Origin of the sequence: Kitasatospora sp. NPDC004745 (assembly GCF_042873275.1) — a bacterium.
GTDB lineage: Bacteria > Actinomycetota > Actinomycetes > Streptomycetales > Streptomycetaceae > Kitasatospora.
Genome location: NZ_JBIALK010000017.1, coordinates 154,418 through 180,272, shown reverse-complemented (window position 1 = coordinate 180,272; position 25,855 = coordinate 154,418). Strand labels below are relative to the sequence as shown.

Genomic DNA, 25,855 nt, shown 5'->3' with positions numbered 1-25,855 from the left:
GCGACCAGGGGCCGAGCCGCCGGAGAACCGGGGGAGGAGGCGGACGGGCCGGGGAGGGAGGGGGCGGACGGGCCGGCCGTCAGCCGCCGACGCCGAGTTGGCGCAGGAGCGTCTGGTTGTCCTCGACGTGCCAGTCCTCGGTGATCCGGTCGCCCCCGGCGTGCTGGATGTCGATCGCGTTGAACTCGACCCGCTGGCCCCGCCCCCGGACGCCCTCGAAGGTGCCGGTGAAGTGGCCCCGGAAGACCAGCCGGGCGGTGATCCGGTCCCCCGTCACCAGGACGTCGGAGAGCTCGCAGGTGAGGTCGGGCACCGCCGCCCGGAAGGCCGCCGAGGCGGCGGCGGGTCCGGCGGGCCCCTGCGGGCGGCCGTCCGGCAGGGTGTTGTCCCGGAACGACGGGCTGATCGCGGCGTCCAGGTACTGCTGCTGGCCGGTGTTCCAGAACGTGTAGAGCTGCTGGGCCAGGTGGACCAGCCGGGTGGCCCGGCGTTCGCCGATCGTGCGGTCGACGGTGAGCGTGCCGGGCCGGACGAGGTCGGGCGAGCGGTCGACCAGCCGCTGCGGCCAGGCCCGCGGGGTGTCCCGGTGCCCACCGCCGCGGGACTGCGCGGCCGCGGTGGTGCCGCCCACCAGGCAGGCCGCCACCGCGAGGGCCACGGTGCCGCGGGCCAGACGGCCCCGGGGCGGAGTCCGGTGCAGGACCCGGCGCCGGCCCTGGCCACTGCCACGCCCTGGTGCCCGCTGCGGAATAGCCACCGGGAGCCCGGAGGCCGTCGGAGTCGTGTGCGTCATCGGAGGTCCTCCCGTCAGGCCAGCCGGCCGCCGCCGTCGACGTGCAGCACCGTGCCCGTGACGTACGGGTTGTCGACTGCGTAGAGGACGGCCTTGACCAGGTCGTCGGGGGTGCCGACGCGGCGGGCCGGGTTGCGCTCGGCGACGCCGCGCAGGAACGCGGCCTTGCCGGAGCCAAGCCCGTCCCAGGAGCCGGTGTCGACGATGCCGGGCGAGACGGCGTTGACCCGGACCGGGGCGATCTCGACCGCGAGCGCCTGGACGAGGAAGGCCAGCGCGCCGTTGGCGGTGGCCATCACCGTCCGCTCCGGCGCCGGGCGCCAGGCGGCCACGCCGGAGAAGAAGGTGAACGAGCCGTCGTCGGCGGCCTGCGGTGCCAGGTGCTTGGCGAGCAGCAGCGGGCCGATCACCTTGGCCGCGAACGCCCGCTGCACGTCGGCGAGTTCGAGGTCCTTCAGGGGGCCGTTGGCGGGCATCGCGGCGGTCGAGACCAGGTGGTCGAAGCCGCCGGCCCGCCGGGCGAGGGCGGCGATCGACGCCTCGTCCGCGAGGTCGACCGGCACCACCTCGGACGGCCCGGACAGCTCACCGGCCGTCCACTCCAGCTTGCGGGGGTCGGGCCCGGCCAGCACCAGCTCGGCGCCGGCCGCCGAGGCGGTCACGGCGAGCAGGCGGCCGGTGCGCGAACCGGCGCCCACCACGATCAGGCGCTTCCCTTCGAGGGCGGCGAGCGCGGGCCGCGGGGTCGGGGCCTGCGCGGACGTCGGGGACTGCGCGGACGTCGGGGACTGCGCGGACGTCGAGGACACGGGGTACTCCTTCGGGGGTCTTCGGGTACGGGCGCGGGAACGGGGACGGAAGGTCCCCGGGCCGGGCGTCTCGCCCGGCGGCCACCCCTTGACCCTCCCCCGACTAGTACTCATGCGTCCAAGGCATGTAGTCGATGCCATCGATAAAATCCGCTCATGACAACGCTGCGGCAGCTCGAGTACCTGGTCACCGTCGTCGACACCGGCTCCTTCACGCGCGCCGCCGAACAGCTGCACGTGACCCAGCCGGCGCTGTCCCACCAGGTGCGCGCGCTGGAGAAGGCCGTCGGCGGTCCGCTGCTCGAACGGCTCCCCCGCGCGGTGCGCCTCACCCCACTGGGCCGGGCCGTCCTCCCGCACGCCCGCGCGGCGCTCGCCGAGACCGACCGGCTGCACGCGGCCGCGCGCCGCGCCGGCGGGCTGGACGAGGGCGAACTGGAGGTCGCCACCGTCCACTCGGTCAGCCTCGGCATCCTGCCGCCCGTCCTGCGGACCTGGCGGGCGAGGCACCCCGGCGTGCGGATCCGGCTGCGCGAGTACCCGCACGCCGACCGGCTCCAGGAGGCGATGGCGGCGGGCCGGGCCGACCTGGCCGTCGGGCCGGTACCGGCGGGGTGGGAGGGCCCGATCCGCGAGCTCGGCGTGGAGGAGTTCGTCCTGGTGCTCCCCTCCGACGACCCGCTCGCCGGGCGCCCGGAACAGCCGCTGCCGCTCGGCGCACTGGCCGACCGCGCCTGGGTGCACTACGCCCCCGGCCACGGCCTGGCCGATCTGCTCGACCAGGTCTGCGCCCGGGCCGGTTTCACCCCGCGGGCCGCCGTGCGCACCGAACAGACCTCCGCCGCGCCGCTGTTGGCCGCGGCGGGCCTCGGACCGGCCCTGGTGCCGGCCAACCTCGTCCCGGACCGCTTCGACGCCGCCGTGCTGCTGCCCGACCCCCTGGTGCACCGCACCCTCGCGGCCTACACCCGCACCCGCCCCGACCCGGCCACCACCGCCTTCGCCGACCTGCTCGCCCGCCAGGCCTGCGTCACCCCCGAACGCTTCCGGCCGTCCTGACACCGGCCGGTCCCACCGGGACACCGAGCTCCGCCACCGATCCGCCCCGCCCACCCCCGACCCGACCCGATCCGACCGAATCCGACCAGACCTGTCCGAATCCGACTGAACCAATCGCCCCCGTCCGCGCGTTCCTCCCGGTATGAGGAGGTTCATGAAGAGGCTCGGCGCACCCCGGTCCCGGCGGATCCGCTACGGCGCACCCGCCCTGGTCGTGGTCGCGGCGGTGACCGCCGGTCTGCTGTGGTGGCACCCGTGGGCCCAGGACACCCGGCAGAAGCCGATGCGGTTCACGACGGCCACCGGCGGCACGGCCCGCATCGGTACGGGCGAGCACCTGTACCGCTACAAGGTCCGCGCGGAGGACGGCCTCCCGGAGAAGCCCGGGCAGTTCGCCGCCGAGGTGGACGCCGTCCTCGGGGACGTCCGGCGCGGCTGGGCGGCCGGCGGCGAGGCCTCGTTCCAGCGGGTGGCCGCGGACCCGGTGGACTTCACCGTCTACCTGGCCACCCCGGCGACCACCGACCGGATCTGCGGCCAGTACGGCCTGGACACCGGTGGCACGGTGAACTGCGGGGTGGGGCACCAGGTCGTCATCAACGTCAAGCGCTGGCGGGAGCTGTCGGAGTTCTACGTCGGCAAGCCCGCGCTCTACCACGCGCTCGCCGTCAACCACGAGGTCGGCCACGTCATCGGGTACGGGCACGTCGACTGCCCCGGCGAGGGCCAGCCGGCGCCGGTGATGATGCAGCAGATCAAGGGCCTGCACGGCTGTGTGCCCAACGGCTGGCCGTACTCCGACACCGGCACCCTGCTCTCCGGGCCGGCCCTCCCGGCCCCGAGCGCCGCGCCCTGACGGCCACGCGCCGACGGCCACGCTCCCCGACGGAACGGATCACAGGACGACCACAGGGCGACCGGCCACGCCCCGGCGGCCGGCCCGTCGTGCCGAAACCCGCATAATTCTGGTCGTACCTGTGATCGCGCCCGTGGAGGAACAGCGTTGAGCGGCATGCCCGACGGAGAGAGCCTGGACTACCCGCTGCTGCTGGAGGCAGCCTCCGCGGCCGCGCACGCCACGGCCGGGCAGGGCCGCGTCGCCGACTACATCCCGGCTCTCGCCACCGTGGAGCCGGACGCCTTCGGCATGGCGGTGGCGACCGTCGACGGCGAGCTGTACGGGACCGGGGACTGGGAGCGGCCGTTCTCCGTCCAGAGCGTGTCCAAGCTGTTCACCCTCGCGCTGGCCATGGCGCACGGCGGCGACACCGTCTGGACCGGCGTGGGCCGCGAACCCTCCGGCAACCCGTTCAACTCCCTGGTGCAGCTGGAGACCGAGCACGGCATCCCGCGCAACCCGTTCATCAACGCGGGGGCCCTGGTCGTCACCGACCGTCTGCAGAGCATGACGGGCGACGCCGCCGGGGCCGTCCGCGACTTCCTGCGCCGGGAGTCCGGCAACCCGCTGATCGACACCGACCCGGTGGTGGCGGCCTCCGAGGCCGAGCACGGCCACCGCAACGCCGCGCTGGCCCACTTCATCGCCAGCCACGGCAACCTGGAGAACCCGGTCGAGACCGTCCTCGACCACTACTACGCGCACTGCGCGGTCACCGCCAGCTGCCGCGACCTGGTCCTCGCCGGCTCCTTCCTGGCCCGCTACGGGGTGCGCGCCGACGGCACCCGGCTGATGTCGCGCAGCGAGGCCAAGCGGGTCAACGCCGTGCTGCTGACCTGCGGCACCTACGACGCGGCGGGCGAGTTCGCCTTCCGGGTCGGCCTGCCCGGCAAGAGCGGCGTGGGCGGCGGCGTGCTCGCGATACTCCCGGGGCGGGCCGCGGTCTGCGCGTGGGGCCCTCGGCTGGACCAGGCCGGCAACTCGGTGGCCGCGGTCACCGCCCTCGACACCCTGACCACCCTCTCCGGCTGCTCGGTGTTCTGACCCACGGCAGGCCCCTGCCGACCCGGGACCCAACGGAGGCCGGACGCTCCGCCGACCGACCACCACCGCAACTTCTCACGCCCGTCGGCCGGTTGACCACCGGCCGACGGGCAGTCCGTGGCATGCTCCAGGCGGGGGCCCGATCGTCGTCACGAGGAGTCCGAGAGGAATTGGGGGGAACCGTCCGATGCGTACCGCGTTAGCAGCCCTGCTGGGTCTGGCCGGAGCGGCGGGGCTGGTGCTCAGCTCTTTCCAGCCCTGGTACGGGAAGAGCGATCCGAGGTCGGTGCCGGTGGCCGACCTGTTCCGGGGGATGTCCCCCACGCGCACCACCTCGACCGCGATGTCGATGTTCCTGCTCCTGGCCCTCGCCGCCGGGATCGCGGTGGTCGCCCTGCTGGTGCGGTCCCGGCCCGGGCTGCTGCTGGCCTGCGTGGTCGGGGTGGTCACCGGTGTGCTGTGGGTGTACCAGAAGGGCCGCGAGCTGTCGCCGGTCTCGCTGGACGTCACCGACCTGGACAACGGCTTCTGGAACGCCTGCGGAGGCGCCCTGGCGATCCTGCTCGCGGTGGCCCTGCTGCCGCCCAAGCGGGTCTGAGGGCGGGCGCCGGGCCGCGCCCGGCCCGTAGCTCCCGGGGCCCGGCCGTCCGCGCGACGGCCGGGCCCCGGGAGCGCCGGGGCGGACGGGCCCGGCAGGACCGGCCCGGCCGACCCGGGCCGGTCCGGAGCGACTACTCGACGGTCACGCTCTTCGCCAGGTTGCGCGGCTTGTCGACGTCGCGGCCCAGCGCCACCGCGGCGTGGTAGGCGAGCAGCTGGAGCGGGATGTTGAGGAGCAGCGGGTCGAGTTCGGGCTCGCTCTTGGGGACCAGGATGCAGTGGTCGGCGAGCTTCTCCTCGGGCCTGCGGTGGGCGACGGCGATGACCCGGCCGGAGCGGGCCTTGATCTCGCCGAGGGTGGTGAGGTTCTTGTCGAGCAGCTCGTCGTCCGGGACGAGGGCGACGGTGGGCAGCTCGGGGCTGATCAGCGCCAGCGGGCCGTGCTTCAGCTCGCTCGCCGGGTACGCCTCGGCGTGCACGTAGGAGATCTCCTTGAGCTTCTGCGCGCCCTCCCGGGCGACCGGGTAGCCGCGGACGCGCCCGATGAACATCATGCCGGTGGACCCGGCGTACTCGGCGGCGAGCTCGGCGATCTTCCCGCTCTGGTCGAGCACCTCGCGGATCTGGTCGGGCAGCGCGTTCAGGGCGGAGACGATCCGCCGGCCGTCGGCGGGCGAGAGGTCGTGGATGCGTCCGAAGTGCAGCGCGAGCAGCGCGAAGGCGACCACGGTGGAGGTGAAGGCCTTGGTGGAGGCGACCGAGATCTCCGGCCCGGCGTGCAGGTAGATGCCGCCGTCGCACTCGCGGGCGATGGCGCTGCCGACCGTGTTGACGACGCCGAGGACCCGGCCGCCCTTGCGCTTGACCTCCTGGACGGCGGCCAGCGTGTCGTAGGTCTCCCCGGACTGGCTGACCGCGATGTAGAGGGTGTCCGCCTCGATCACCGGGTTGCGGTAGCGGAACTCGGAGGCGGGCTCGCTGTGCGCGGGGATCCGGGCGAGCTCCTCGATCAGCTGGGCGCCCATCTCGCCGGCGTAGTAGGCGGATCCGCAGCCGAGGATCTTGACCCGGCGGATCTCGCGCAGCTCGCGGGCGTCCAGGTTGAGGCCGCCCAGGTGGGCGGTGGCGAAGCGCTCGTCGAGGCGGCCGCTGAGGGTGCGCTCGACGGAGCCGGGCTGCTCGTGGATCTCCTTGAGCAGGAAGTGCTCGTACCCGCCGGTGTCGTAGGAGTCGATCTCCCAGTCCACGGTGGAGGGCTGGCGGTGCGTGGTGCGGGCGTCGGAGGTGAAGGTGCGGAAGCCGTCGGCGCGGACGGTGGCCAGCTCGCCGTCCTCCAGGTGGACGACCTGGCGGGTGTAGCGGACGAGCGCGGAGACGTCGGAGGCGGCGAACATCTCCTTCTCGCCGATGCCCAGCACGATCGGGCTGCCGTTGCGGGCGACCACGATCCGGTCCGGCTGCTCGGCGTCGAGGACGGCGATGCCGTAGGTGCCGACCACCCGGCCGAGGGCGGCGCGGACGGCGTCCTCCAGCTCGACGCCCTCGGTGACGTGCGCGGCGATCAGGTGCGAGAGCACCTCGGTGTCGGTCTCGGAGCGGAAGACCGCGCCGTCCGCGGCGAGCTTGGCGCGCAGCTCGTCGGCGTTCTCGATGATGCCGTTGTGGACGACGGCGATCCGCTCGGCGTTGTCCAGGTGGGGGTGGGCGTTGGCGTCGCTCGGCACGCCGTGGGTGGCCCAGCGGGTGTGGCCGATGCCGGTGCCGCCCTTGAACCGGGCGGGGACGGCGGCGGCGAGGTCGGCGACCCGGCCCTTGACCTTGCGGACCTTCAGGCCGCCGGTGCGCCCGGTGACGGCGACGCCGGCCGAGTCGTAGCCGCGGTACTCCAGGCGGGCCAGGCCCTCCAGCAGGAAGGGGGTCGCGTCCTTGGGGCCGATGTAGGCCACGATTCCGCACATGCGTGGGCTCCTCTTCTGAAGGCGGGAAGGCACTTGGCGATACAGCAATACGGCGATACGTCGATACGGCGGTGGAGCGGTAGGCGGTGAAGCAGCGGGGCGGCGCGGCCGGGGCGCCGGGGCGCCCGCTCGGCGACGGCGCTCAGCCGTAGACGATCCGGCGCAGCTGGCGGGCCGAGAGCTCCGGTGCCGCGACGCGGCGGGCGGGCAGCTCCTCGGCGAGCCGGGCGAAGATCCGTTCGTTGGTCAGTCCGCGTGCCTGGAGCTCGCCGTGGCGGCGGCGGACGTACTCCTCGGTGGTCTCGGAGAAGTAGGCCAGCACCTCGGCCACGATCCGCGCCGCCTCCCGGGGCCCGAGCGGGCTGGTCCGGGTGAGGTGGGCGAGGAGGTCCTCGTGAGGGTGGGGTGAGCTCGACACGAGTGAGGAGCCTAGGCCGCGCCGGTCGGGGAGGACAAAGATCCTGCCCGAATTCGGGCAGACATTACGACTTTCAGCTCAAGAGATCAGCCGATCGGCCCCCAGCGGACGCCCCCGCCCCTCCCCTCCCCTCCCTGCCGCACCTTTCCGTCGCACCCTTGTAGCCGCACCCGGCCGTCACGTAGCGTGACACCCTGCGTACGCAGCGGAAGACCGGAGGCTTGCTGATGTGCGGGATCACCGGATGGGTCGCGTTCGACCGCGACCTCACCGCCGAACGGGACGTCCTCGACGCGATGACGGCCACCCAGCTCTGCCGCGGCCCGGACGCCGGCGCCGTCCGCCTCGAACGGCACGCCGCGCTCGGCCACCGCCGCCTCGCGGTCATCGACCCCGGGGGCGGCACCCAGCCGATGGCCGTCGAACGGGACGGCCGGCTGCTGGCCGCGCTCACCTACAACGGCGAGGTCTACAACCACCGCGAGCTGCGCGCGGAACTGGCGGCGGCCGGGCACCGCTTCCGCACCCGCAGCGACACCGAGGTGGTGCTGCACGCCTACCTCGAGTGGGGCGAGGGCCTGGCCGAGCGGCTGAACGGCATGTTCGCCCTCGCCGTCTGGGACGCCCGCACCGAGGAGCTGCTGCTGGTCCGCGACCGGATGGGCGTCAAGCCGCTGCACTACCACGCCACCGCCGACGGCGTGGTCTTCGGCTCCGAGGTCAAGGCCCTGCTCGCCCACCCCGCCGTCCGCCCGGTCGTCGACCTGGACGGGCTGCGCGAACTCCTCGCCCTCACCCGCACCCCCGGCCTCACCCCCTACCGGGGGATCGCCGAAGTCCCGCCCGGGCACCTGCTGCGGGTGGGCCGCGCGGGCGTCACGACCCGCCGCTACTGGGCGCTCGAGGCACGCGAGCACGCCCACGGCCTGGAGGCCACCGTCACCACCGTCCGGGCCCTGCTGGAGGACGTCGTCCACCGTCAGCTCGACTCCGACGTCCCGCTCTGCTCCCTCCTCTCCGGCGGCCTGGACTCCAGCGCCGTCACCGCGCTCGCCGCCCGGGAGCTGCGGGCCGCGGGCGCCGGCCCGCTGCGCTCCTTCTCGGTCGACTTCGCCGGACAGGGCGCGGACTTCCACGCCGACGAGACCCGCACGACGCCGGACGGCCCCTACGCCCGGCTGCTCGCCCGGCACGTCGGCGCCGACCACCGGGTGATCGAGCTGGCGCCCGCCGAGCTCACCGACCTCGCCCAGCGCTCCGCCGTGCTGCGCGCCCGCGACCTGCCCGGCGGCGTCGGGGACATGGACGTCTCGCTGCTGCTGCTGTTCCGCGGCGTGCGCCGGCACTCGACCGTCGCGCTGTCCGGCGAGTCCGCGGACGAGCTGTTCGGCGGCTACCGCTGGTTCCACGACCCGCGGGCGATCGCCGCCGAGGACTTCCCCTGGGCCTCCGCGGTCAACGCCATCGGCGGCCCGGGCGCCGGCCCCCGCGAGCAGCTGCTCGACGCCGACCTGCTCCGCAAGCTCGACCTGCCGGGCTACCGCCGCGCCCGCTACCGCGAGGCGATCGCCGAGGTGCCCCACCTGCCGGCGGCCGACCCGCGGGAACGCCGGATGCGGGAGATCTCGTACCTCAACCTCACCCGCTTCCTCCGCATCCTGCTGGACCGCAAGGACCGGATGAGCATGGCCAACGGACTGGAGGTGCGGGTCCCGTTCTGCGACCACCGGCTGGTCCAGTACGTCTTCAACACGCCGTGGGCGATGAAGCACTTCGACGGCCGGGAGAAGAGCCTGCTGCGCGCCGCCGTCCGGGACCTGCTGCCGCCCGAGATCGCCGACCGGGCCAAGAGCCCCTACCCCGTCACCACCGACCCGCACTACCCGGCGCTGCTGCGCTCCGAACTGGCCCGGCTCGCCGCCGCGCGCACCTCCCCCGTGCTCGGCCTGCTGGACCGCAGGCGGCTGGCGGACGCGTTCGCCCCGGACACCGACCCGCAGTCCGTCCGGCTCGCCGTCGACCTGGCACTCGACCTGGACGCCTGGCTGACGCAGTACCGGGTGACGCTGGACCTCTGAGGCCCTTCCGCCCGCCGGAGCCGCCCCCGCGCACGGGCCGGCGGCTGCACCGTCCGGGTGATCATCGGGAACCATCCCGCCGCACCCGGGCGTCGGACCGTGCGATAGCGTCGCCGACACCTCCCGAATGGCGGGCGAAAACGCGGATTCCCGCCACCGTGCCGTCAGGATGGGAGCGAACCGTCCACCTCGATCCGCCGGGGGATCCCGTCATGCAGCCGCGAGTATTCGCGATTCTCACCGCCCTGCTCCTGGGCGTCCTGGGCCTCGGGTCGGTGGCCGTCACCGACTGGACGCCCGCGACGGCCACCGCGGCGACGGCCCAGGCCGCCCCCGGCACCACCCCCGGCACCGCGCCGCCGGCCGGCACCCCGGCCGCGAGCGCCACCCCGACCGGCGACCCGGCCGTGTGGACCCGCTCGACGCTGCGCAACAAGCTGATGGCCGAGATGGACGCCACCGACCCCGGCGTCGCGCTGGCCGACCTCGACAAGATCACCAAGGAGAAGCCGTACACGGTGCGCTTCTGCCACCCGATCGCGCACGAGCTCGGCCACGCGGCGGTCAAGCGCTTCAACGCCGACTTCCAGAAGGTCATCTCCTTCCCGCACGAGACCTGCGCGGCCGGCTACCTGCACGGCGCCGTCGAGGAGATGCTCAACGCCTCCGCCCAGCCCGAGGTGGACCTGCTCAAGCTCTGCGCGCCGAAGAACACCGGCCCGTGCATCCACGGCGTCGGCCACGGCACCATGTTCGTCGCCAAGCAGGACGTCGCCAAGGCGCGCGACCTGTGCAACAAGTTCCCCACCGACCAGAACCGGATCCGCTGCTCCGAGGGCCTGTTCATGCAGCTCTTCGGCCCGGACGAGGAGGACGAGAAGGCCAAGGCGAACCTGCCCGCCGACAAGCTCGCCCAGGACCCGCTGTACCCCTGCAAGGACCAGCCGTCCCTGTTCCAGTCCGCGTGCTTCTTCTACGCCCCGACCTTCTACCTCTCCTCGCACGACTACCCGAACCACCCCGAGGTCTACGCCGACGCCCTCAAGTGGTGCCTCAACGGCAAGTCCAGCGGCGGGGCGGTGGACTGCAGCCGCGGCGTCGGCTCGCGCACCATGAAGTACAACCTGGACCGCGAGGACTGGGCCGCCCAGCAGTGCGCGACCGCCGCCGACGGCTGGCAGCGCAAGGCCTGCGCCGAGGGCCTGGTCAGCTACTACACGGTCAACTACACGGACGGCGGCGCGGCCGGCCGGCTCTGCTCCAAGATCACCAACAAGGAGATGCAGGGCTACTGCCGCTCCGCGAGCGGTCTCTCCGCCTCCCTGGACTGACCGGCCCCCGGGGCGACCGCTCCCGTCCGCCACGTCCCACCCACCGGGCCCGCGCCACACGGCGCGGGCCCGTTCCGTAGGATCGGCCGCTCAGGGTGCGCCGAGGACGCCGCGCCTCCCCCCACCCCTGGAGAGCCGCCGCCATGACCACCGAGGACCCCCGCGCCGGGCTCCGGCCCGGGTCCGGCCCCGAGCCCCGCACCGAGCCCCGCGCCGAGTCCGGCAGCGCCGCCCACGCCGAGTTCCGCGGCGCCGCCCACGCCGCCGCCGACCTGGTCGCCGACTACCTCGCCGGACTGCCCGCCCGCCCGGTCTGGCAGCCGATGGACGACACCGCCCGCACCGCCCTGCTGGACGCGCCGCTGCCCGCCGACGGCCGCCCGCTCGCCGAGCTCCTCGTCGCCATCGACCGGGACGTCCTCCCCCACCCGATGGGCAACGGCAACCCGCGCTTCTTCGGCTGGGTCAACTCCGCCCCCGCCCCCGCCGGAGTACTCGCCACCCTCGCCGCCGCCGCCATGAACCCCAGCTCGGCCGGCGGCGACCACGCCGACGTCCACCTGGAACGCGCCGTGGTCCGCTGGATCGCCGAACTGGCCGGCTTCCCGCACCCGCCGGGCGGCGGACTGCTCACCTCCGGCACCTCGATGGCGACCATCGTCTGCCTCGCCGCCGCCCGCAACCGGGCCGCCCGCCGCGCCGGGTGGGACGTCCGCGAGGACGGCCTGGCCGGCCTGCCGCCACTGGTCGGCTACGTCACCGGCGAGACCCACTCCTGCGTCCGCAAGGCCGCCGAACTCCTCGGCCTCGGCAGCCGGCACCTGCGCACCGTCCCCACCGGCCCGGACGGCCTCCTCGACCCGGCCGAGCTGCGCGCCGCCGTCGACCGCGACCGGGCCGCCGGACTGCTCCCCTTCCTGGTCGTCGCCTCGGCGGGCACCGTGGGCACCGGTGCCGTCGACGCGTTCGGCCCGCTCGCCGACCTCTGCGCCGAGCAGCAGCTCTGGCTGCACGTCGACGGCGCCTACGGGGCCTTCGGCCGGCTCGACCCCGCGATCGCCCATCGCTACGCCGGCCTCGAACGCGCCGACTCCCTCGCCCTCGACCCGCACAAGTGGCTGGGCGTCCCGGTCGACTGCGGCTGCGCCCTGGTCCGCGACCCCGAGGAGCTGCGCGCCACCTTCAGCCTCGTCCCCTCCTACCTGCGCGACGAGGCCGCCGGCGCGCTCGGCTGGTTCTCCGAGTACGGCACCGAGCAGACCCGCCCGTTCCGCGCCCTCAAGGTCTGGGCCACCATCGCCCACAAGGGCCGCAGCGGCCTCGCCCGGGACATCGCCCGCTGCACCTCGCTGGCCCGCCGGCTCGGCGAACTGGTCGAGGCCGACGGGCAGTCGGAGCTGCTGGCCGAGGTGCAGACCTCCATCGTGGCCTTCCGGCACCGCCCGGCCGGCCTGGGCGAGGAAGCGCTCGACGCGCTGAACCGCGAGCTCCCGGCCGCCGTCCAGCGGCGCGGCCGGGTGTTCGTCACCGGGGCGCGGCTGGACGGGCGGGAGGTGCTCCGCGCCTGCCTGCTCAACGCCGACACCACCGAGGCCGACCTGCACCTGCTGCTCGCCGAGGTCGCCGCCGCGGCCGCGGACCTCCGACCGTAACGCGCGCCCGGAGACCGTAACCGCCGGGTCACGGGGGGTGCGCGGTCGGGAAACACCCGTTGGGCACCGTGGTGCCATGGAGCACACGGAGCACCAGACGACCCGGCCCGCACCCGACCTCCCCCGCGCCCCGCAGCGCGGCGCCCGCACCCACCGCTGGCGCCGCGACACCGTCGAGCTCGCGGCCGTCTTCGTCTCGGTCACCGCGGCCGACCTGGTCGCCAAGATCGTCGTCAGCGGCCCCGACGGCCCGGTGGTCCTCGCCACCTCCGCCCTCGCCCTGCTCGGCACCGCCCTCTTCCACGCCTGGTGGTCCCACCGGCACCACCTCCACGGCCCCCCGCCGCCGACCGCCCTGTGGCGGGTGCGCACCACCGGACGCAGCACCCCCACCGACCTCGCCCGCGTCCACACCGCCCTGGCCGGGCGGCAGGTCACGCTGCTCTCCCTGCAGCCCCACCCGCTCCCCCACACCACCGTCGACGAGCTCTACCTCCGCGCCCCGCACACCCTCACCCCCGCCGACCTCACCAGCCTCCTGGCCACCGGTCAGCCGCTCCTGGACACGCCGACCCGCATCGGCTGAGCACCCCGGCGCCCTCCCGGATCAGCGTGGGGACGGCGCCGGCACGAGGCGGTAGGCGGGCAGGCCCCGGCGGCGGACCAGGAACTCGGCGACCACCAGGTTGGGCAGCCAGCACAGGAACGGCAGCGCCGCGTAGGCGTTGTCGAAGGCCCGGTCGCCGTCGAGGTCACCGCCGGCGGTGAGCAGCTGGAGCACGATCAGCACGCCCAGCCACACCCGCAGGGTGACGGCGGCGTAGGTGAGGGCGAAGCTGCGGATCATCCAGGCCCGGTGGCCCGCCAGGTCGCCCGCGCGGACGGCCCGGTAGCCGCGCCAGGTGGTCCAGGCCCAGAGCAGCGCGAGGGTGCCGAACCCGAAGAAGCCGTCGAAGGCGATCGAGCTGACGAAGGACATCACGAACGCGGCCGCCGCCCCGACGCCCACCCCCAGCGCGTACACCCGGCCGGTCCACCGGTGCACCCGCGGTGCTCTTCGGCGCAGCGCGGCGGAGAACTGGAACGGGCCGACCAGCAGGGCCAGCGAGGCCGTCACGACGTGGACGTAGAAGACGACCTGCACGGCGTACGGGCGGTCGGCGTAGGCGGCGGACACCCCGCCGTCCGACGCGGAGATCGGCAGACTGGCCCGGGCGTAGCTCGCCAGGACCGCACCGACGATGGCGAGCGACGTCAGCAGGACGACGACCCAGCGGACCCGCCCGCCGCGTCCGGTCCGTACGGTGCCGGTCGGTTCGGTGCCGGTCGGCCCGGCCCCGGCGATGGTGCTGGTCATCCGGTGACCCGCTCTCTGCTCGGTGGGAGGCGTTCGGGCGACCGGGCGCGACGGCACGCGCCCGGCCGCACCGGAGGCGCGGACCCGCCCGCGCCCCGCCAGTCTGGCCGGGTCCGGCCGCCCACCCCATGGAGCAACCCCCCACCCTAGTAAGGGGGTTACCCCCATGGCGGGCCCGTAGCCTGGGGGCACCGCCGCCGCGGTCCGCGAGGTGGCGATGCGTCACCGGACACCCCGTCATGGGTGGCTGACACCTGCTCCGGTCGCGGGAGGGGATCGGCCGTGACGGTCCGGAGGGTTCGTTACGCAGCCGATGGGCGGCCGTGACACGACCGGCCGGGGACCGCGACACGGGCCTCCTACCGTCACTGACGACGCACCGGCCAGCAGGGCCGGACGGCGTCCGTGACGAAGGAGAGACCCCGTATGAGCAGGAGCCGTACCGACCGTTCGCCCGTCCGCCGCGTGCTGGCGGTCTGCGCCCTCACCGGAGGCGCGCTGCTGACCGCCGTGACCGGCGGCCAGGCCTGGGCCGACGGGTCCGGGGCCGCCCCCGCACCGGCCGCCAAGGCCGCCCAGGAGGCCGGCTCGGGCACCGGGGCCGCCCCCGCACCGGCCGCCAAGCCCGCCGCCGTCCAGGACGCCAAGCCCTCGGCCGGGTCCGGCGCCGTGCCGACCGCGACGCCCAGCCCCCTGCCGCCCCGCGCGGCCCAGCCCTCCGCCGCCCCGGCGGTCGTCGGCCGGGAGAGCGCCACCCCCTCGCCCGCGCCGAAGCCCGCCGAGGGCGGCGGCCAGCCCCAGGTCAAGGACGTGCCCAAGGGTGCCGCCCAGGCCGGTGACGGGTCCACCGCCACCGACCACAGCGGTCTCGCGCTGGCGGGCGGCGGAGCCGTCGCCGCGGTCGGCGCCGGGGCCCTGGGCTTCGCCGTCCTGCGCCGCCGCTCCGGTGCGCGCGGCTGACACCGGCCCCGACCCCGCCGGGCACCCCGGTGCCGCCGCCCCGCCCCTGACCGGGCGGGGCGGCGGCGCCGGGGCCCCGGTGGCGGACGGGCAATCCGACAGCACGCCCGGCACCGGCCGGGCCTCCCGCCGCGGGCTCCCGCGCACCGGCGCCCACCGCCGGGCCCGTCCCGGTGCGCCCGGACCGGGCCCGCTGCGCCGGACGGCCTTCGGCGCCGCCGGCCTGGCCTGTCTGGTGCTCGGCACCGCACTGGCGGTGTCCGGCCGGAGCACCCCGGTGGTCCGGGTCGAGCCCTCGGTGCACGGCCGTGCGGACGGCCCGGCCACCGGGACCGCCCCCTCCGGCGGCCCGACCGCGGGCACCGGGGCGACGGGCGGCAGCGCGGCGGGTACCGGGGCGACCACTCCGCCGCCCGCGCCGAAGCCGTTCGCGGCCTCGGCGCCGACCCGCCTGCTGATCCCCTCCGCCGGGGTGGACGCCCCGGTGACGGGCCTGGGCCTGAACCCGGACGGGACGGTCGAGGTGCCCGCCGCCGACCGGGCCGGGGAGGTCGGCTGGTACCGCAACGGCCCGACGCCCGGGGAGACCGGCCCCGCCGTCCTCATCGGGCACTACGACACGGCGCACGGCCCCGCGGTCTTCCAGCGGGTGCCGAAGCTGCGGCCCGGCGACCTGATCCAGGTCCGGCGGGCCGACGGCGGCACAGTCGGGTTCCGGGTCCGCGAGCTGCTGCAGGCCGCCAAGGACCGCTTCCCGACCGAGACGGTCTACGGCGACACGCCCGCCCCCGCGCTCCGGCTGATCACCTGCGGCGGGCGGATCGGCACGGACGGCCACTGGACGGACAACATCATCGTCCTGGCCGACCTCGCCACCGAGGCCGGCTGACCCCGGGCCGCCCCGGGCCGCCCCCGGACCGGGCCCGACCGACCGCAGCACGGCGGACCGGAGCCGAGCGGACCGGAGCACGGCGGACCGGACCGCCACCGGCCGGCGCGTGACCGGGCCCGCCCACCGCAGCCGCGGCCGCCCCGGCGGGAACCGCCGACCGCCGTCCGCACGACCTACCACCGGGACCGGCCGGGGACGAACCGGCGCATCGCCGCAGACCAGGAGGACGGACACCGACCGTGGCAGCAGCAACCCCACCCCGCCGCCGGCGCGTCGCCGTACCGGCGGCGGCCCTGGCCGCCCTGGCCGTCCTCGTGGCGCTCGCGGTCCTGGCCGCCGGCCGGGTCACCCCCGGCGGGCTGCACGACGACGGCGCGGCCGCCCCGGTGACACCACCGCCGCGGCCGCAGCCGCTCTGGCCCGACCTGGCGGCCTCCCCGCCGCCGATCGCCCCCGCCGACGGCGCCGACCCCGCCACCCAGGCGCCGCCGCAGCCCGTCCCCGACGTGACCGTCCCGGGGCGCGACATCACCGCCGTCGACGTCCGCGCCGTCCTCGCCAAGGACCCCGCACTGGGGCCGGAGGAGCGCCACGCCCTCGACTCCTGCCCCGGCTGCGAGGTCCGCGCACCCGAGTTCCGCGACCTCACCGGGGACGGCCGACCCGAGCTCGTCGCCGCCGTGGCCACCACCGGGCCGGTCGTGCTGCATGTCTACACCCTCGCCGACGACCGCCTGCTGCCCGTGCTGCGGGCCGAGCTGGTGCGCGGGTTCAGCGCCGCGACGGTCGGATCCGACCTGTGGCTGTACGAGCCGACCACCGTGTTCCTGCGGACCAGCAGCCACTACGGCTGGAACGGGACCCGCCTCGCCCTGCTGGAACGGAAGATCGAAGGCATCGGCCCCGTCCCCGAGCCCACCACCGACGGCGGGAACGGCACCGGCCGGCCGGCCGCCGGCTCCGGCGCCGAGCCCGTGCCCGCGCCCGCCGTCACCCCCAGCTCCGGCCGCGGGCAGGCGCCGTCGCGGCCCAAGTCCACCGCCCCCGACGTCGCTCCCCCCGCCGCCACACCGTCCCCGCTGGCGGGCGCCGCCCCCGCGACCGCCCGCCCGGCCCCCGTTCCCTCGGAAGCGAAGCGATGAACCCCGCAGCCGCCCCCGCCCACCCGCACATCCTGCTCGTCGAGGACGACGAGGTGATCCGGGAGGCCACCCGGATGGCCCTGGAGCGCTACGGCTTCCCGGTCACCACGGCCGCGGACGGCCTGGAGGGCCTGGAGACCTTCCACGCCGTCCACCCCGACCTGCTCCTGCTGGACGTCATGCTGCCGCTCCTCGACGGGGTCGGGCTCTGCCGCCGGATCCGCGAGGAGAGCCAGCTGCCGATCCTGATGATGTCGGCCCGCACCGACCCGGTCGACGTGGTCTCCGGTCTGGAGGCCGGCGCGGACGACTACGTCGTCAAGCCCTTCGAGAGCGCCGTGCTGGTCGCCCGGATCCGCACCGTGCTCCGCCGGGTCCGGGTGGTGCCCGCCGCCGACACGCCGCCGCCCGCGGCGCAGGACGGACCGGCCGGACCGGCTGCGGTGCCCGTCGCGATCACACCGGTTGCACCGGTCGAGACGGCCGCACCGCCGGCCCCCGGCGGCACCCCGCAGGTCGCGCCGCCGGTCGCGCCCCCGTCCGCCGTGCGCAGCTTCGACGGCATGCAGGTGGACACCGACAGCATGGAGGTCCGGGTCGACGGCCGGCTCGTCCCGCTCACCCCGACCGAACTGCGGCTGCTGCTGGAGTTCACCGCCGCGCCCGGCATCGTGCTGGAGCGCTCCACCCTGCTGGAACGCGTCTGGGACTACGACTGGGGCGCCGACACCCGGGTCGTCGACGTCCACGTGCAGCGGCTGCGCGCCAAGATCGGCGCGGGCCGGATCGAGACCGTCCGCGGGTTCGGCTACAAGTTCCGGCGCCCGGCATGACCCTGCGCCGCCAGATCGCCACCGCCGTCGCCGCCATCTCCGTGCTGGTCGCGGTGGCCGTCGGCCTGCTCGTCCACCAGGCGATGATCCGCCAGCACGTCGACCAGGCCCGCGCCTCCGCGCTCACCTCCCTCGACGCGGCGCTGGACGCCTACCGGCGCGGCGATCCCCCCGGCCGGGCCACCGTGGACGACCCGGCGCTGCCCGCCCCGCTGCGCGCGCTCGCCGCGGGCGGACGGCAGGGATCGCTGCTCGCCCGGGGCGCGCAGGGCGAGTCGATGTGGGCCGCCCGTCCGGTCCAGGGCGGGGTGATCTCGGCCCGGGTCGACTTCACCCAGGACCGGCAGGCCATCGCCGACCTCGACCGGATCATCCTGCTCGCCGTCATCGCCTCGGTCTTCACCACCGTCCTCGCCGGCGTGCTGGTCGCCGACCGGATCAGCCGCCGGCTGCGCACCGCGGCCACGGCCGCCCGGGGCATCGCCGCGGGCGGGACGGACACCCGGATCGGCGAGCTCGTCGACGGCCGGGACGAGGTCGCCGAGCTCGCCGCCGCCGTCGACCTGATGTCCCGCACGCTGCACCGCCGGCTGGCGGACGAACAGCGCTTCACCGCGGACGTCGCCCACGAGCTGCGCACCCCGCTCACCGGGCTGGTCACCGCGGCCGAGCTGCTGCCGCCCGGCCGGCCCACCCAGCTCGTCCGGAACCGGGTGCAGGCCCTGCGCGGCCTGGTCGAGGACCTGCTGGAGGTCTCCCGGCTGGACGCCGACGCCGAACTCCCCGACCTGGCACCCGTGCCGCTGGAACGGGCGGTGCGCCGGACGGTCGGCCTGACCGGCCTGGAGGTGGACGTCGAGGTGAGCGCCGACGCGGGCGCGGACGGCCGGGTCCGCACCGACCTGCGCCGCCTGGACCGCATCCTCGGCAACCTCCTGCTGAACGCCGACCGCCACGGCGCCGGGCCGATCCGGCTGCGGGTCGACGGTCACCGCATCACCGTCCGCGACCACGGCCCCGGCTACCCCGACGACCTGCTCGCCCACGGCCCCCAGCGCTTCCGCACCAACGCCCCGGAACGCGGCCGCGGCCACGGCCTCGGCCTCACCATCGCCACCGGGCACGCGCGGGTCATCGGCGCCGACCTGACGTTCGCCAACCACCCGGCCGGCGGCGCCGTCGCCACCCTCGTCCTGCCGCCCGACCCGGCCCCGCCCGGCCCGGACCCCGCCCCCGACCCGCAGCCGTGACGCACCCCGGCTCCGGTCCCCCGGCTCCGGCCGCCGGCACCACCGCCCCACCGCCCGCGGCCTGACCGCCCCTCAGCACGCCCCCGGGGAAATCCCGTCGACGCCGGGGCCGTCCCGCTGCTGGGATGGTCCGCATGACGACGATCGACGAGGGCCTGGTACGGGGCCTGCTGGCCGGGCAGTTCCCGCAGTGGGCGGGGCTGCCGCTGCGGCGGGTGGAGCCGGGCGGGTCGGACCACGTGATCTTCCGCCTGGGCGCGGAGCTGGCCGTCCGCCTGCCGCGCGGCGACTGGGCCGCCGGGCAGGCGGCCAAGGAGTACGCGTGGCTGCCGCGGCTGGCGCCGCACCTGCCGCTGGCGGTGCCGACGCCGGTGGCGGTCGGTGTCCCGGCCGCGGGGTACCGGTGGCACTGGTCGGTGGCCCGCTGGCTGGACGGCGAGACCCCGGCGGAGGGCTCGCTGACGGACCCGCACGAGGCGGCGCGCGGGCTGGCGTCGTTCCTGGCGGAGCTCCAGCGGCAGGCGCCGGACTCCTCGCTCGCGCCCGGCGAGCACAACGGCTTCCTCGGCTCACCGCTCACCACCCGGGACACCGACACCCGCGCCGACATCGCCGCCGTCCGGGGCGACTTCGACGCCGGGGCGCTGACCGCCCTCTGGGAGGCCGCCGTCCGGGCGCCGGGGTGGGACCGGCCGCCGGTCTGGTTCCACGGGGACCTGCACACCGGCAACCTGCTGGCCCGGCACGGTCGGCTGTCCGCGGTGATCGACTTCGGCGGGCTCGGGGTCGGCGACCCGGCCTGCGACCTGGTGATCGCCTGGACGCTGCTGACCGCCGACACCCGGCGGACCTTCCGCGCCGCCCTGGGCGTGGACGACGCCACCTGGCTGCGCGGGCGCGGCTGGGCGATCACCACCGGCCTGAACGCCCACGCCACGTACGCGGCGACCAACCCCCGGGTGGCCGCCGCCACCCGTCGTCAGATCACCGAGGCCCTCGCCGATCCGTTCTAGGGCCGGGCCCGCGGGTCGGACGGGGCCCGATCCGTTCCGGGCCCGTCCGGCGCCGCGGGCCCGGCCCGATCCGCCGGACGGGCCCGGAGGCGGGCGCTCAGCCCTTGGCGTCGGGCTGCACCACGCAGACCGCGTTGCCGAGCATCGACCCGAACCCGCCGAGCAGCGCCCCGGTGACGGCCTTGCAGGCGGCGGCCTCCTCGGGGGTCTTCGGCCCGTTGTTGGTGTTGTCGGCGGCGGTGGCCGACTGGGCCAGGGCGAGCGGCGCGGCGAGCAGCAGTGCGCAGCACGCGGCGCCCAGGACGGACTTCTTCAGACGGGACGGGAGGCGGGACGCGGACATGGGGATCCCCTTCGGAGGAGGTGGGTTTCGGCGGTGAGCCGAGCCATCCCTACCCGAAGGGGATCCCCCGTTCACGGATCCTGCGCCATCCGTGAGCGTGTCCGGACGCCGGCGTCGCGGGCGCGGGCCCGGTCGACGGGCCCAGTCGGCGGGCCCGGTCGGCGGTCAGCGGCCCGAGCCGGGTCAGCGCTGCGGCAGCGCCCGGACCGCGGCGGCCAGTTCGGCCACGCCGTGCTCCTTGAGGACGCCGTAGTGGTCGGCCGCCAGGTCGACCACGGTGGGCGGGGCCGCGGAGTAGCCGGTGCTGCCCTCGATGAAGGAGTAGTCGTCGCCGGCGGCCTTGAAGACCGTCACCGGGACGTCCAGCCGGCGCTCCGCGAGTTCGCGGAAGCTGTAGTCGAACTCGTAGGTCTCGCCGACGATCCGGACGATCCGGCGGATCACCTCCTCGTCCAGGGTGGGCAGCAGCCGGTGGACGAAGCCGACGAAGCCGTCCTCGTCGGCGGCCTCGGCCAGGCACCGCTCCAGCTCGGGGCCGCTGACCCGGCCGGTGAACACGCCGAACAGGATGCTCACGTAGGCGGGGTTGGCGTAGGAGGCCTCGCGGCCCCACCGGCGGCCGTCGGCCTTGCGGACCTCCGGGTTGCCGGGGCAGATCAGCAGCAGGTCGGCGACCCGCTGCCCGGCCCGTTCGAGCTGCCAGGCGGCCTCGAAGGCGACCCGGGCACCGAAGGAGAAGCCCCACAGCGTGTACGGGCCCTCGGGCTGCACGCGGCGCAGTTCGGCGATGTCGGCGGCGGCCGTCTCCCGGACGGTCGGGTACGGCGTCTCGCCCTCGTTGATGCCGTGCGCCTGGACGCCGTAGAACGGTCGGCCGTCGGCCGCCTCGCGGCCGAGCAGGCGCAGGTTCATCGGGTAGCCGCCGAGGCCGGGCCAGCAGAACACCGGCCTGGCCGCCCGGTCGTCGCCGGGGTCGAGCCGGATCAGACGGGAGGAGGCGGGGCCGGTGGCGCCGCCGGCCGCGCCGGCCCGTTCGATGCGGGCGGCCAGGTCGGCCAGCCGGGGGCTCTCGAACAGCACCTGGAGCGGCAGCGAGGTGCCGAACTCGCGGTTGATCCGGTTGACCAGGGCGACGGCGATCAGCGAGTTGCCGCCGGCGGCGAAGAACTCGTCGGCCGCCGAGACGTCCTGGTGGCCCAGCGCCCGGCCCCAGGCCTCGGCGAGCCACCGTTCGTGCCGGGTGGCGGGGGCGACGTACTCGCCGCGGACCTCGGCGGTGCGGACGGCGTCGGAGGCGGCGAGGGCCCGCTGGTCGACCTTGCCGTTCGCGGTGAGCGGCAGGGCGTCGACGACCAGGACCCGGTTGGGCAGCATGTAGTCGGGCAGCAGGGCGGCCAGTTCGTCCTTGACGATCTCGGCCGGGCCCTTCATGTGGACGGTGTCCTCGTGCATGCCCTCGCTGCGGATCTGCTCCTCGCTGACCTTGCCGCCGAGGAAGAAGTACGAGGCGCCGGCGTCGAGGCCGGCCGCGGCGAGGAGCGCGTCGAAGCGCCGGGCGGCGGGCAGCGGGTGGCCGCTCCTGGAGCTGTAGCCGGAGGACATCAGGCCGAGGCCCAGGCCGTTGCGCTGGAGGTGGTGGAGCTTGCTGCCGAGGGCGACGTACTCCAGCCACGGCTGCCCGGCGCGGCTGACGGCGGTGATGCCGAACGCGGCGCGGGCGTGGACGGCCTGGTTGATCGCGATGACGTGCCGGGCTTCCACGATCCCGTCGGCCACGCGCTCCAGCGCGCCGCCGGCGTACCGGTAGAGGCCGGCCGGCAGGCCCTCGACCCGGTCCCGGTGGGCCTGGACGTACAGCTCGGTGCACTCGGGGCGGGCCCGCCCGGTGTTGCGGTCGACCGCGAAGGCGCCCAGGTAGTGGTCCTCCTCGGCGACGTCCAGCCGGTCCTTGGCGGCCGGGTCGAGGCCGAGCGGGCGGACGTACAGCCCGTACTCGGGCAGCACCTCCTCCAGGACGCCCAGCATGTGGCCGGTCTCGAACTCCAGCACCTCCCGGATGTTGTCCCGGTAGACGGGGGCGATGGCGCCGGTCTTCCCGGAGAAGTGCAGCGTCAGGTAGGTCCGTTCGCGCTCCGGGGCGGGGCCGATCCGGATCAGGGCGTGCTCGACCGGGTGGTAGTAGTACAGCCCGGCCGCGAGGCCGTCCAGCCCGCCGGTCTCCAGGTACAGCTGGGTCGCGTACAGGGCGCCGGGCGAGGCGTAGGAGTACTTGGGCAGCAGCCGCTCCGCGCTGTGGAACTGGCCGAACCACCGCAGCACGCGGCCGAGTTCGGGGTGGCTGAGCAGCTCCAGGTCCCGGCCGAAGGGGGCGGTCGGACGGGGGGCGAGCAGCGCGGTGAGGTCGCTCCGGGTGACGGCCCCGCCGTCGTAGAAGCGGTAGGTCTTGCGGGCGAAGGCCGCCCGGCGCTGCGCCTCGGACTCGCGCCGGCCGGGCAGTTCGACGCGCTCGCGGCCGGCCGTCCGGGCGGGCTCGCGCAGTCCCGGGTCGGACAGCTGGGCCCGGACCTGCAGCCGGCTGGCCTTGGACCGGTGGTGGCCGCCGTGGTTGCCCTGGTCCATCAGGGCGGCCTCGCGGGGGTCGAGTTCGACGCAGGCGACCAGGCTCCGGTGCCCGCCGCGGTCGTCGCCGGTGACGACGGCGGCCGCGCGGCGGACCCAGGCGTGCTCCTCGATCGCGCGGGCGATCTCGTCCAGCTCGACCCGGTGGCCGCGCAGTTTGACCTGGTTGTCGGTGCGCCCGGCGAACTGGATGGTGCCGTCGGGGTTCCAGTGCGCGAGGTCGCCGGTGCGGTAGAGCCGCTCGGTGGGCACGAAGGGGGACGGGACGAAGCGCTCCGCCGTCAGGTCGGGGCGGTTCAGGTAGCCGCGGGCCAGCTGGACGCCGCCGATGTACAGCTCTCCGACGGCACCGACGCCGACCGGGGCCCGGGCCTCGTCGAGGATGTAGCACTGGGTGTTGTCGACCGGCCGCCCGATCGGTACGGATCCGGCCCCGTCGTCGTCGAGCTCCGCCGGGTCGACGGGGTGCGCGGTGGCGTTGATGGTGCACTCGGTCGGCCCGTACAGGTTGACCAGGGCGGCCCCCGGCAGGGCCCGGGCGAGGTTGCGGGCGAGCCGCCGGGAGAGCGCCTCGCCGCCGGAGAAGATCCTCGTCAGGCCGGTGCAGTCGGTGAATCCCTCGGTGTCGAGCAGCGCCTGCAGCAGCGTGGGCACGCACTGCAGCGCGGTCACCCCGTGCCGGCGGACGGCGGCGACCAGGGCCTCCGGGTCGCGGTGGATCCCGGGGGCGCCGGTGACGACGCGGGCGCCGACGGCCGGGGCGAGGATCTCCCACTGCGCGGCGTCGAAGCTCATCGGCGTCTTCTGCAGCACGGTGACCTCCGGGTCGAGGTGGCCGGCGCCGCGCATCCAGCGCAGCTGGGAGACCACCGAGCGGTGCTCGATCAGGACGCCCTTGGGCCGGCCGGTGCTGCCGGAGGTGTAGATCACGTAGGCGAGCGCCCCCGGCCCGGGGCCGTCGTCGGCCGGGGCCCGGTCGGGCGGGGCCGGGTGGGCCGGCGCGTCCTCGGCGGTGGTGACGGCGGTGCCCGCCGGGGCCAGCGCGGCCAGCCGCTCCCGCAGGTGCGGCTGGGTGAGGACGACCCGGGTGCCGCTGTCCTCCAGCATGTAGCGGAGCCGCTCCTCGGGGTACTCGGGGGCCAGCGGCAGGTAGCCGGCCCCGGCGTACAGGACGCCCCAGGCGCCGGCCACCAGCTCCACCGAGGGCTCGACGAACAGGCCGACGCAGTCGTCCGGGCCGGCGCCGAGCCCGCGCAGGTGCGCGGCGAGCCGGCGGGCTTCCTGCGCCAGCTCCCGGAAGGTGAGGCTCCGCCCCTCGGCGATCACGGCCGGGGACTCGGGCCGGGTGTGGGCCTGCCGGTCGAGCAGGCCGGTGAGGGCGACGCCGACCGGGGCCCGGCGGGCGTGCGGGACGACGGGGACGGCGCCGGTGGTCGCGGTGGCGACGGCGGGGGTGGGGACGGACGGGGTGTTTCGCATGGGAGGGCCTTCGGTGCGGGGACGAACGAGGGGTCCGGGCTCCGCTCTCGGGGGAGCGCCGGGCATGTCCTCCACGGTCGGCCGCCCGCCGTCCCGGCCGCCTGAGGCAGCGGTCCGGTCCTGCGCCCGGGCCCGTCCCGCCCCCGGCGGCGCACCCGTCCCGAAAGGCCCGGACCGAACCAGCCCCGGAAGCAGGACCCGGACCGGGACCAGCGCCGGAAGCAGGCCCGGGAGCAGGGCCGGCGCCGGGAGCAGGACCGGGCAGGGATCCGGCATGGACCGGACAGGACCCGTCACCGCCCGGTCGTCGCAGCGGGCATTCGTGCGTTCACGATCACGTAACCGGCCGGAAGCGCGACATCGGTAGCGTCGGCGGCATGACGGCATCACGCACTCGCCCCGAACGGATCTGGCCCCGGCCCTTCCGCAGGTCCGACCGCAGGTGCGCGGCGCCCGACGGCCGGGCCGCCCGCCTGCCCGCGCTCACCGGGGGGCCGTTCCGGGTGGCCCACTCGCACCCGTCGACGGAGCAGCCGGCGCCCCGGCACCCGTCTCCCGCCCTCCCCCGCCCGGCGGCCGACCAGGCCGTGGAGGCCCCGTCCCGACTCGTCCTGGCCGACGGCACCGAGCTGCTGCTGCGCCCGGCCGGGCCGTCCGACCAGCCCGCGGCGCTGGCGATGCACGGCCGCTGCTCCCCCGCCTCGCTGCGGCTGCGCTACCACGGGCCGGTGCGCGACGCCGGCCGCTACCTGGAGCACCTGCTGGACGGCCGGCACGGCCGGAGCCTGGCCGTGACGACCTCCGACGGGCGGATCGTCGCGCTCGGGCACCTGATGTGGGACGACGGCGAGGCCGAGCTGGCGGTGCTGGTCGAGGACGCCTGGCAGCGCCGCGGGCTGGGGCTCGCGCTGCTGCGGCGGCTGTCCGCGGCGGCCCGCTCGGCCGGGGTGGGGACGGTGTACGCGGTGACGCACGCCGGCAACACCGGGCTGATCACCGCGATGCGCCGACTGCCCGCGCCGCTGGCCTTCCACTCCGAGGACGGGACCCTGGTGATCACGGCCACGCTGACCGCGGAGGAGCCGGGCGCCCGCAGCCGTCCGGCCTGCTGATCATTTCTTCACGACATCCTTACCCGGGGAACCGGGCGGGCCCCGCGAGGCGTCCCCGGCGGCGAGGGGCCCTCCGTACACCGCCCTCCTTGACGGCCCGTCAGGGCCCCGCGGGGGCCCGTCGCAGCAGGCGGCACGGGGTCCGGATCGTCGAGCCGGGCGGCGGAGTCGGTAGGCTGGCCCCGTCCCCGCCGCCCGACGGCCCGTTATCCGGC

General features: G+C 75.8%; 22 protein-coding genes. 15 read left to right on the top strand and 7 right to left on the bottom strand.

Going from position 1 to position 25,855, the window contains the following annotated elements; translation table 11 throughout:
- Positions 1-79 precede the first annotated feature (79 nt).
- Both ACFYUY_RS25820 and ACFYUY_RS25815 read right to left on the bottom strand, forming a co-directional pair.
- Entirely contained in the window at positions 80-793 is a 714-nt protein-coding gene (locus tag ACFYUY_RS25820) for an ester cyclase (protein ID WP_387904050.1), read from the bottom strand.
- A gap of 14 nt (positions 794-807) precedes the next feature.
- Positions 808-1,602, bottom strand: coding sequence for an SDR family oxidoreductase (locus tag ACFYUY_RS25815; RefSeq protein WP_387904049.1), 795 nt, complete (start codon positions 1,600-1,602; stop codon positions 808-810).
- Between the two features lie 156 nt (positions 1,603-1,758).
- On the opposite strand from ACFYUY_RS25815, the gene ACFYUY_RS25810 reads away from it, so the two are divergent.
- The 4 genes from ACFYUY_RS25810 (at position 1,759) to ACFYUY_RS25795 (ending at position 5,201) form a co-directional block, all read left to right on the top strand.
- Positions 1,759-2,661, top strand: a complete 903-nt coding sequence (locus tag ACFYUY_RS25810) for a LysR family transcriptional regulator (RefSeq protein ID WP_387904047.1) — start codon at positions 1,759-1,761, stop codon at positions 2,659-2,661.
- A 154-nt stretch (positions 2,662-2,815) separates the two neighbouring features.
- Positions 2,816-3,517: a DUF3152 domain-containing protein gene (locus ACFYUY_RS25805; RefSeq protein ID WP_363365659.1), complete on the top strand. Its 702-nt coding sequence runs from the start codon at positions 2,816-2,818 to the stop codon at positions 3,515-3,517.
- A 156-nt stretch (positions 3,518-3,673) separates the two neighbouring features.
- On the top strand, positions 3,674-4,603 hold the full coding sequence (locus ACFYUY_RS25800; protein ID WP_360218307.1) for a glutaminase: 930 nt from the start codon (positions 3,674-3,676) through the stop codon (positions 4,601-4,603).
- A gap of 187 nt (positions 4,604-4,790) precedes the next feature.
- A complete protein-coding gene (locus tag ACFYUY_RS25795) occupies positions 4,791-5,201 on the top strand; it encodes a hypothetical protein (protein ID WP_387904044.1) in 411 nt (136 codons plus the stop codon).
- Positions 5,202-5,334: 133 nt separating this feature from the next.
- Here ACFYUY_RS25795 and glmS read toward each other — a convergent pair whose 3' ends face one another.
- Both glmS and ACFYUY_RS25785 read right to left on the bottom strand, forming a co-directional pair.
- A complete protein-coding gene (gene glmS, locus ACFYUY_RS25790; protein WP_360218313.1) occupies positions 5,335-7,161 on the bottom strand; it encodes a glutamine--fructose-6-phosphate transaminase (isomerizing) in 1,827 nt (608 codons plus the stop codon).
- Between the two features lie 142 nt (positions 7,162-7,303).
- On the bottom strand, positions 7,304-7,579 hold the full coding sequence (locus ACFYUY_RS25785; protein WP_244178662.1) for a hypothetical protein: 276 nt from the start codon (positions 7,577-7,579) through the stop codon (positions 7,304-7,306).
- A gap of 227 nt (positions 7,580-7,806) precedes the next feature.
- Here ACFYUY_RS25785 and asnB point away from each other — a divergent pair, with 227 nt between their 5' ends.
- The 4 genes from asnB to ACFYUY_RS25765 all read left to right on the top strand — a co-directional run bounded on the left by asnB (position 7,807) and on the right by ACFYUY_RS25765 (position 13,226).
- Complete coding sequence (gene asnB, locus ACFYUY_RS25780; RefSeq protein WP_360218316.1) at positions 7,807-9,657, top strand: asparagine synthase (glutamine-hydrolyzing); 1,851 nt, start codon at positions 7,807-7,809, stop codon at positions 9,655-9,657.
- A gap of 212 nt (positions 9,658-9,869) precedes the next feature.
- Positions 9,870-10,988, top strand: coding sequence for a hypothetical protein (locus ACFYUY_RS25775; RefSeq protein WP_387904040.1), 1,119 nt, complete (start codon positions 9,870-9,872; stop codon positions 10,986-10,988).
- A gap of 143 nt (positions 10,989-11,131) precedes the next feature.
- The gene (locus ACFYUY_RS25770; RefSeq protein WP_387904037.1) at positions 11,132-12,640 is read left to right on the top strand and encodes a pyridoxal phosphate-dependent decarboxylase family protein; all 1,509 of its coding nucleotides are present in this window, start codon (positions 11,132-11,134) and stop codon (positions 12,638-12,640) included.
- 76 nt (positions 12,641-12,716) lie between these two features.
- Positions 12,717-13,226, top strand: a complete 510-nt coding sequence (locus ACFYUY_RS25765) for a hypothetical protein (protein ID WP_360218325.1) — start codon at positions 12,717-12,719, stop codon at positions 13,224-13,226.
- A gap of 21 nt (positions 13,227-13,247) precedes the next feature.
- Here the strand turns inward: ACFYUY_RS25765 and ACFYUY_RS25760 are convergent, their stop codons facing one another.
- Complete coding sequence (locus tag ACFYUY_RS25760) at positions 13,248-13,997, bottom strand: DUF2306 domain-containing protein (RefSeq protein WP_387904034.1); 750 nt, start codon at positions 13,995-13,997, stop codon at positions 13,248-13,250.
- Positions 13,998-14,423: 426 nt separating this feature from the next.
- Between ACFYUY_RS25760 and ACFYUY_RS25755 the strand changes: the two genes are divergently transcribed.
- From ACFYUY_RS25755 to ACFYUY_RS25730, 6 genes are all read left to right on the top strand, one after another.
- Positions 14,424-14,957, top strand: a complete 534-nt coding sequence (locus ACFYUY_RS25755) for a hypothetical protein (protein WP_387904032.1) — start codon at positions 14,424-14,426, stop codon at positions 14,955-14,957.
- A gap of 79 nt (positions 14,958-15,036) precedes the next feature.
- The gene (locus tag ACFYUY_RS25750; protein WP_387904030.1) at positions 15,037-15,846 is read left to right on the top strand and encodes a class F sortase; all 810 of its coding nucleotides are present in this window, start codon (positions 15,037-15,039) and stop codon (positions 15,844-15,846) included.
- A 242-nt stretch (positions 15,847-16,088) separates the two neighbouring features.
- Positions 16,089-16,991: a hypothetical protein gene (locus ACFYUY_RS25745; protein WP_387904027.1), complete on the top strand. Its 903-nt coding sequence runs from the start codon at positions 16,089-16,091 to the stop codon at positions 16,989-16,991.
- Positions 16,988-17,824, top strand: a complete 837-nt coding sequence (locus ACFYUY_RS25740; RefSeq protein WP_387904024.1) for a response regulator — start codon at positions 16,988-16,990, stop codon at positions 17,822-17,824. Before ACFYUY_RS25745 ends, ACFYUY_RS25740 begins: the two co-directional genes overlap by 4 nt.
- A complete protein-coding gene (locus ACFYUY_RS25735; RefSeq protein WP_387904022.1) occupies positions 17,821-19,074 on the top strand; it encodes a sensor histidine kinase in 1,254 nt (417 codons plus the stop codon). Before ACFYUY_RS25740 ends, ACFYUY_RS25735 begins: the two co-directional genes overlap by 4 nt.
- A gap of 134 nt (positions 19,075-19,208) precedes the next feature.
- Positions 19,209-20,087 (top strand): aminoglycoside phosphotransferase family protein, encoded by an 879-nt coding sequence (locus ACFYUY_RS25730; RefSeq protein ID WP_387904020.1) that lies wholly within the window; start codon positions 19,209-19,211, stop codon positions 20,085-20,087.
- A gap of 97 nt (positions 20,088-20,184) precedes the next feature.
- On the opposite strand, the gene ACFYUY_RS25725 is transcribed toward ACFYUY_RS25730, so the two are convergent.
- Complete coding sequence (locus ACFYUY_RS25725; protein WP_360218349.1) at positions 20,185-20,430, bottom strand: hypothetical protein; 246 nt, start codon at positions 20,428-20,430, stop codon at positions 20,185-20,187.
- A gap of 183 nt (positions 20,431-20,613) precedes the next feature.
- Positions 20,614-24,528, bottom strand: coding sequence for an amino acid adenylation domain-containing protein (locus tag ACFYUY_RS25720; RefSeq protein ID WP_387904017.1), 3,915 nt, complete (start codon positions 24,526-24,528; stop codon positions 20,614-20,616).
- A 377-nt stretch (positions 24,529-24,905) separates the two neighbouring features.
- On the opposite strand from ACFYUY_RS25720, the gene ACFYUY_RS25715 reads away from it, so the two are divergent.
- A complete protein-coding gene (locus ACFYUY_RS25715; protein ID WP_387904014.1) occupies positions 24,906-25,640 on the top strand; it encodes a GNAT family N-acetyltransferase in 735 nt (244 codons plus the stop codon).
- Positions 25,641-25,855: the final 215 nt, after the last annotated feature.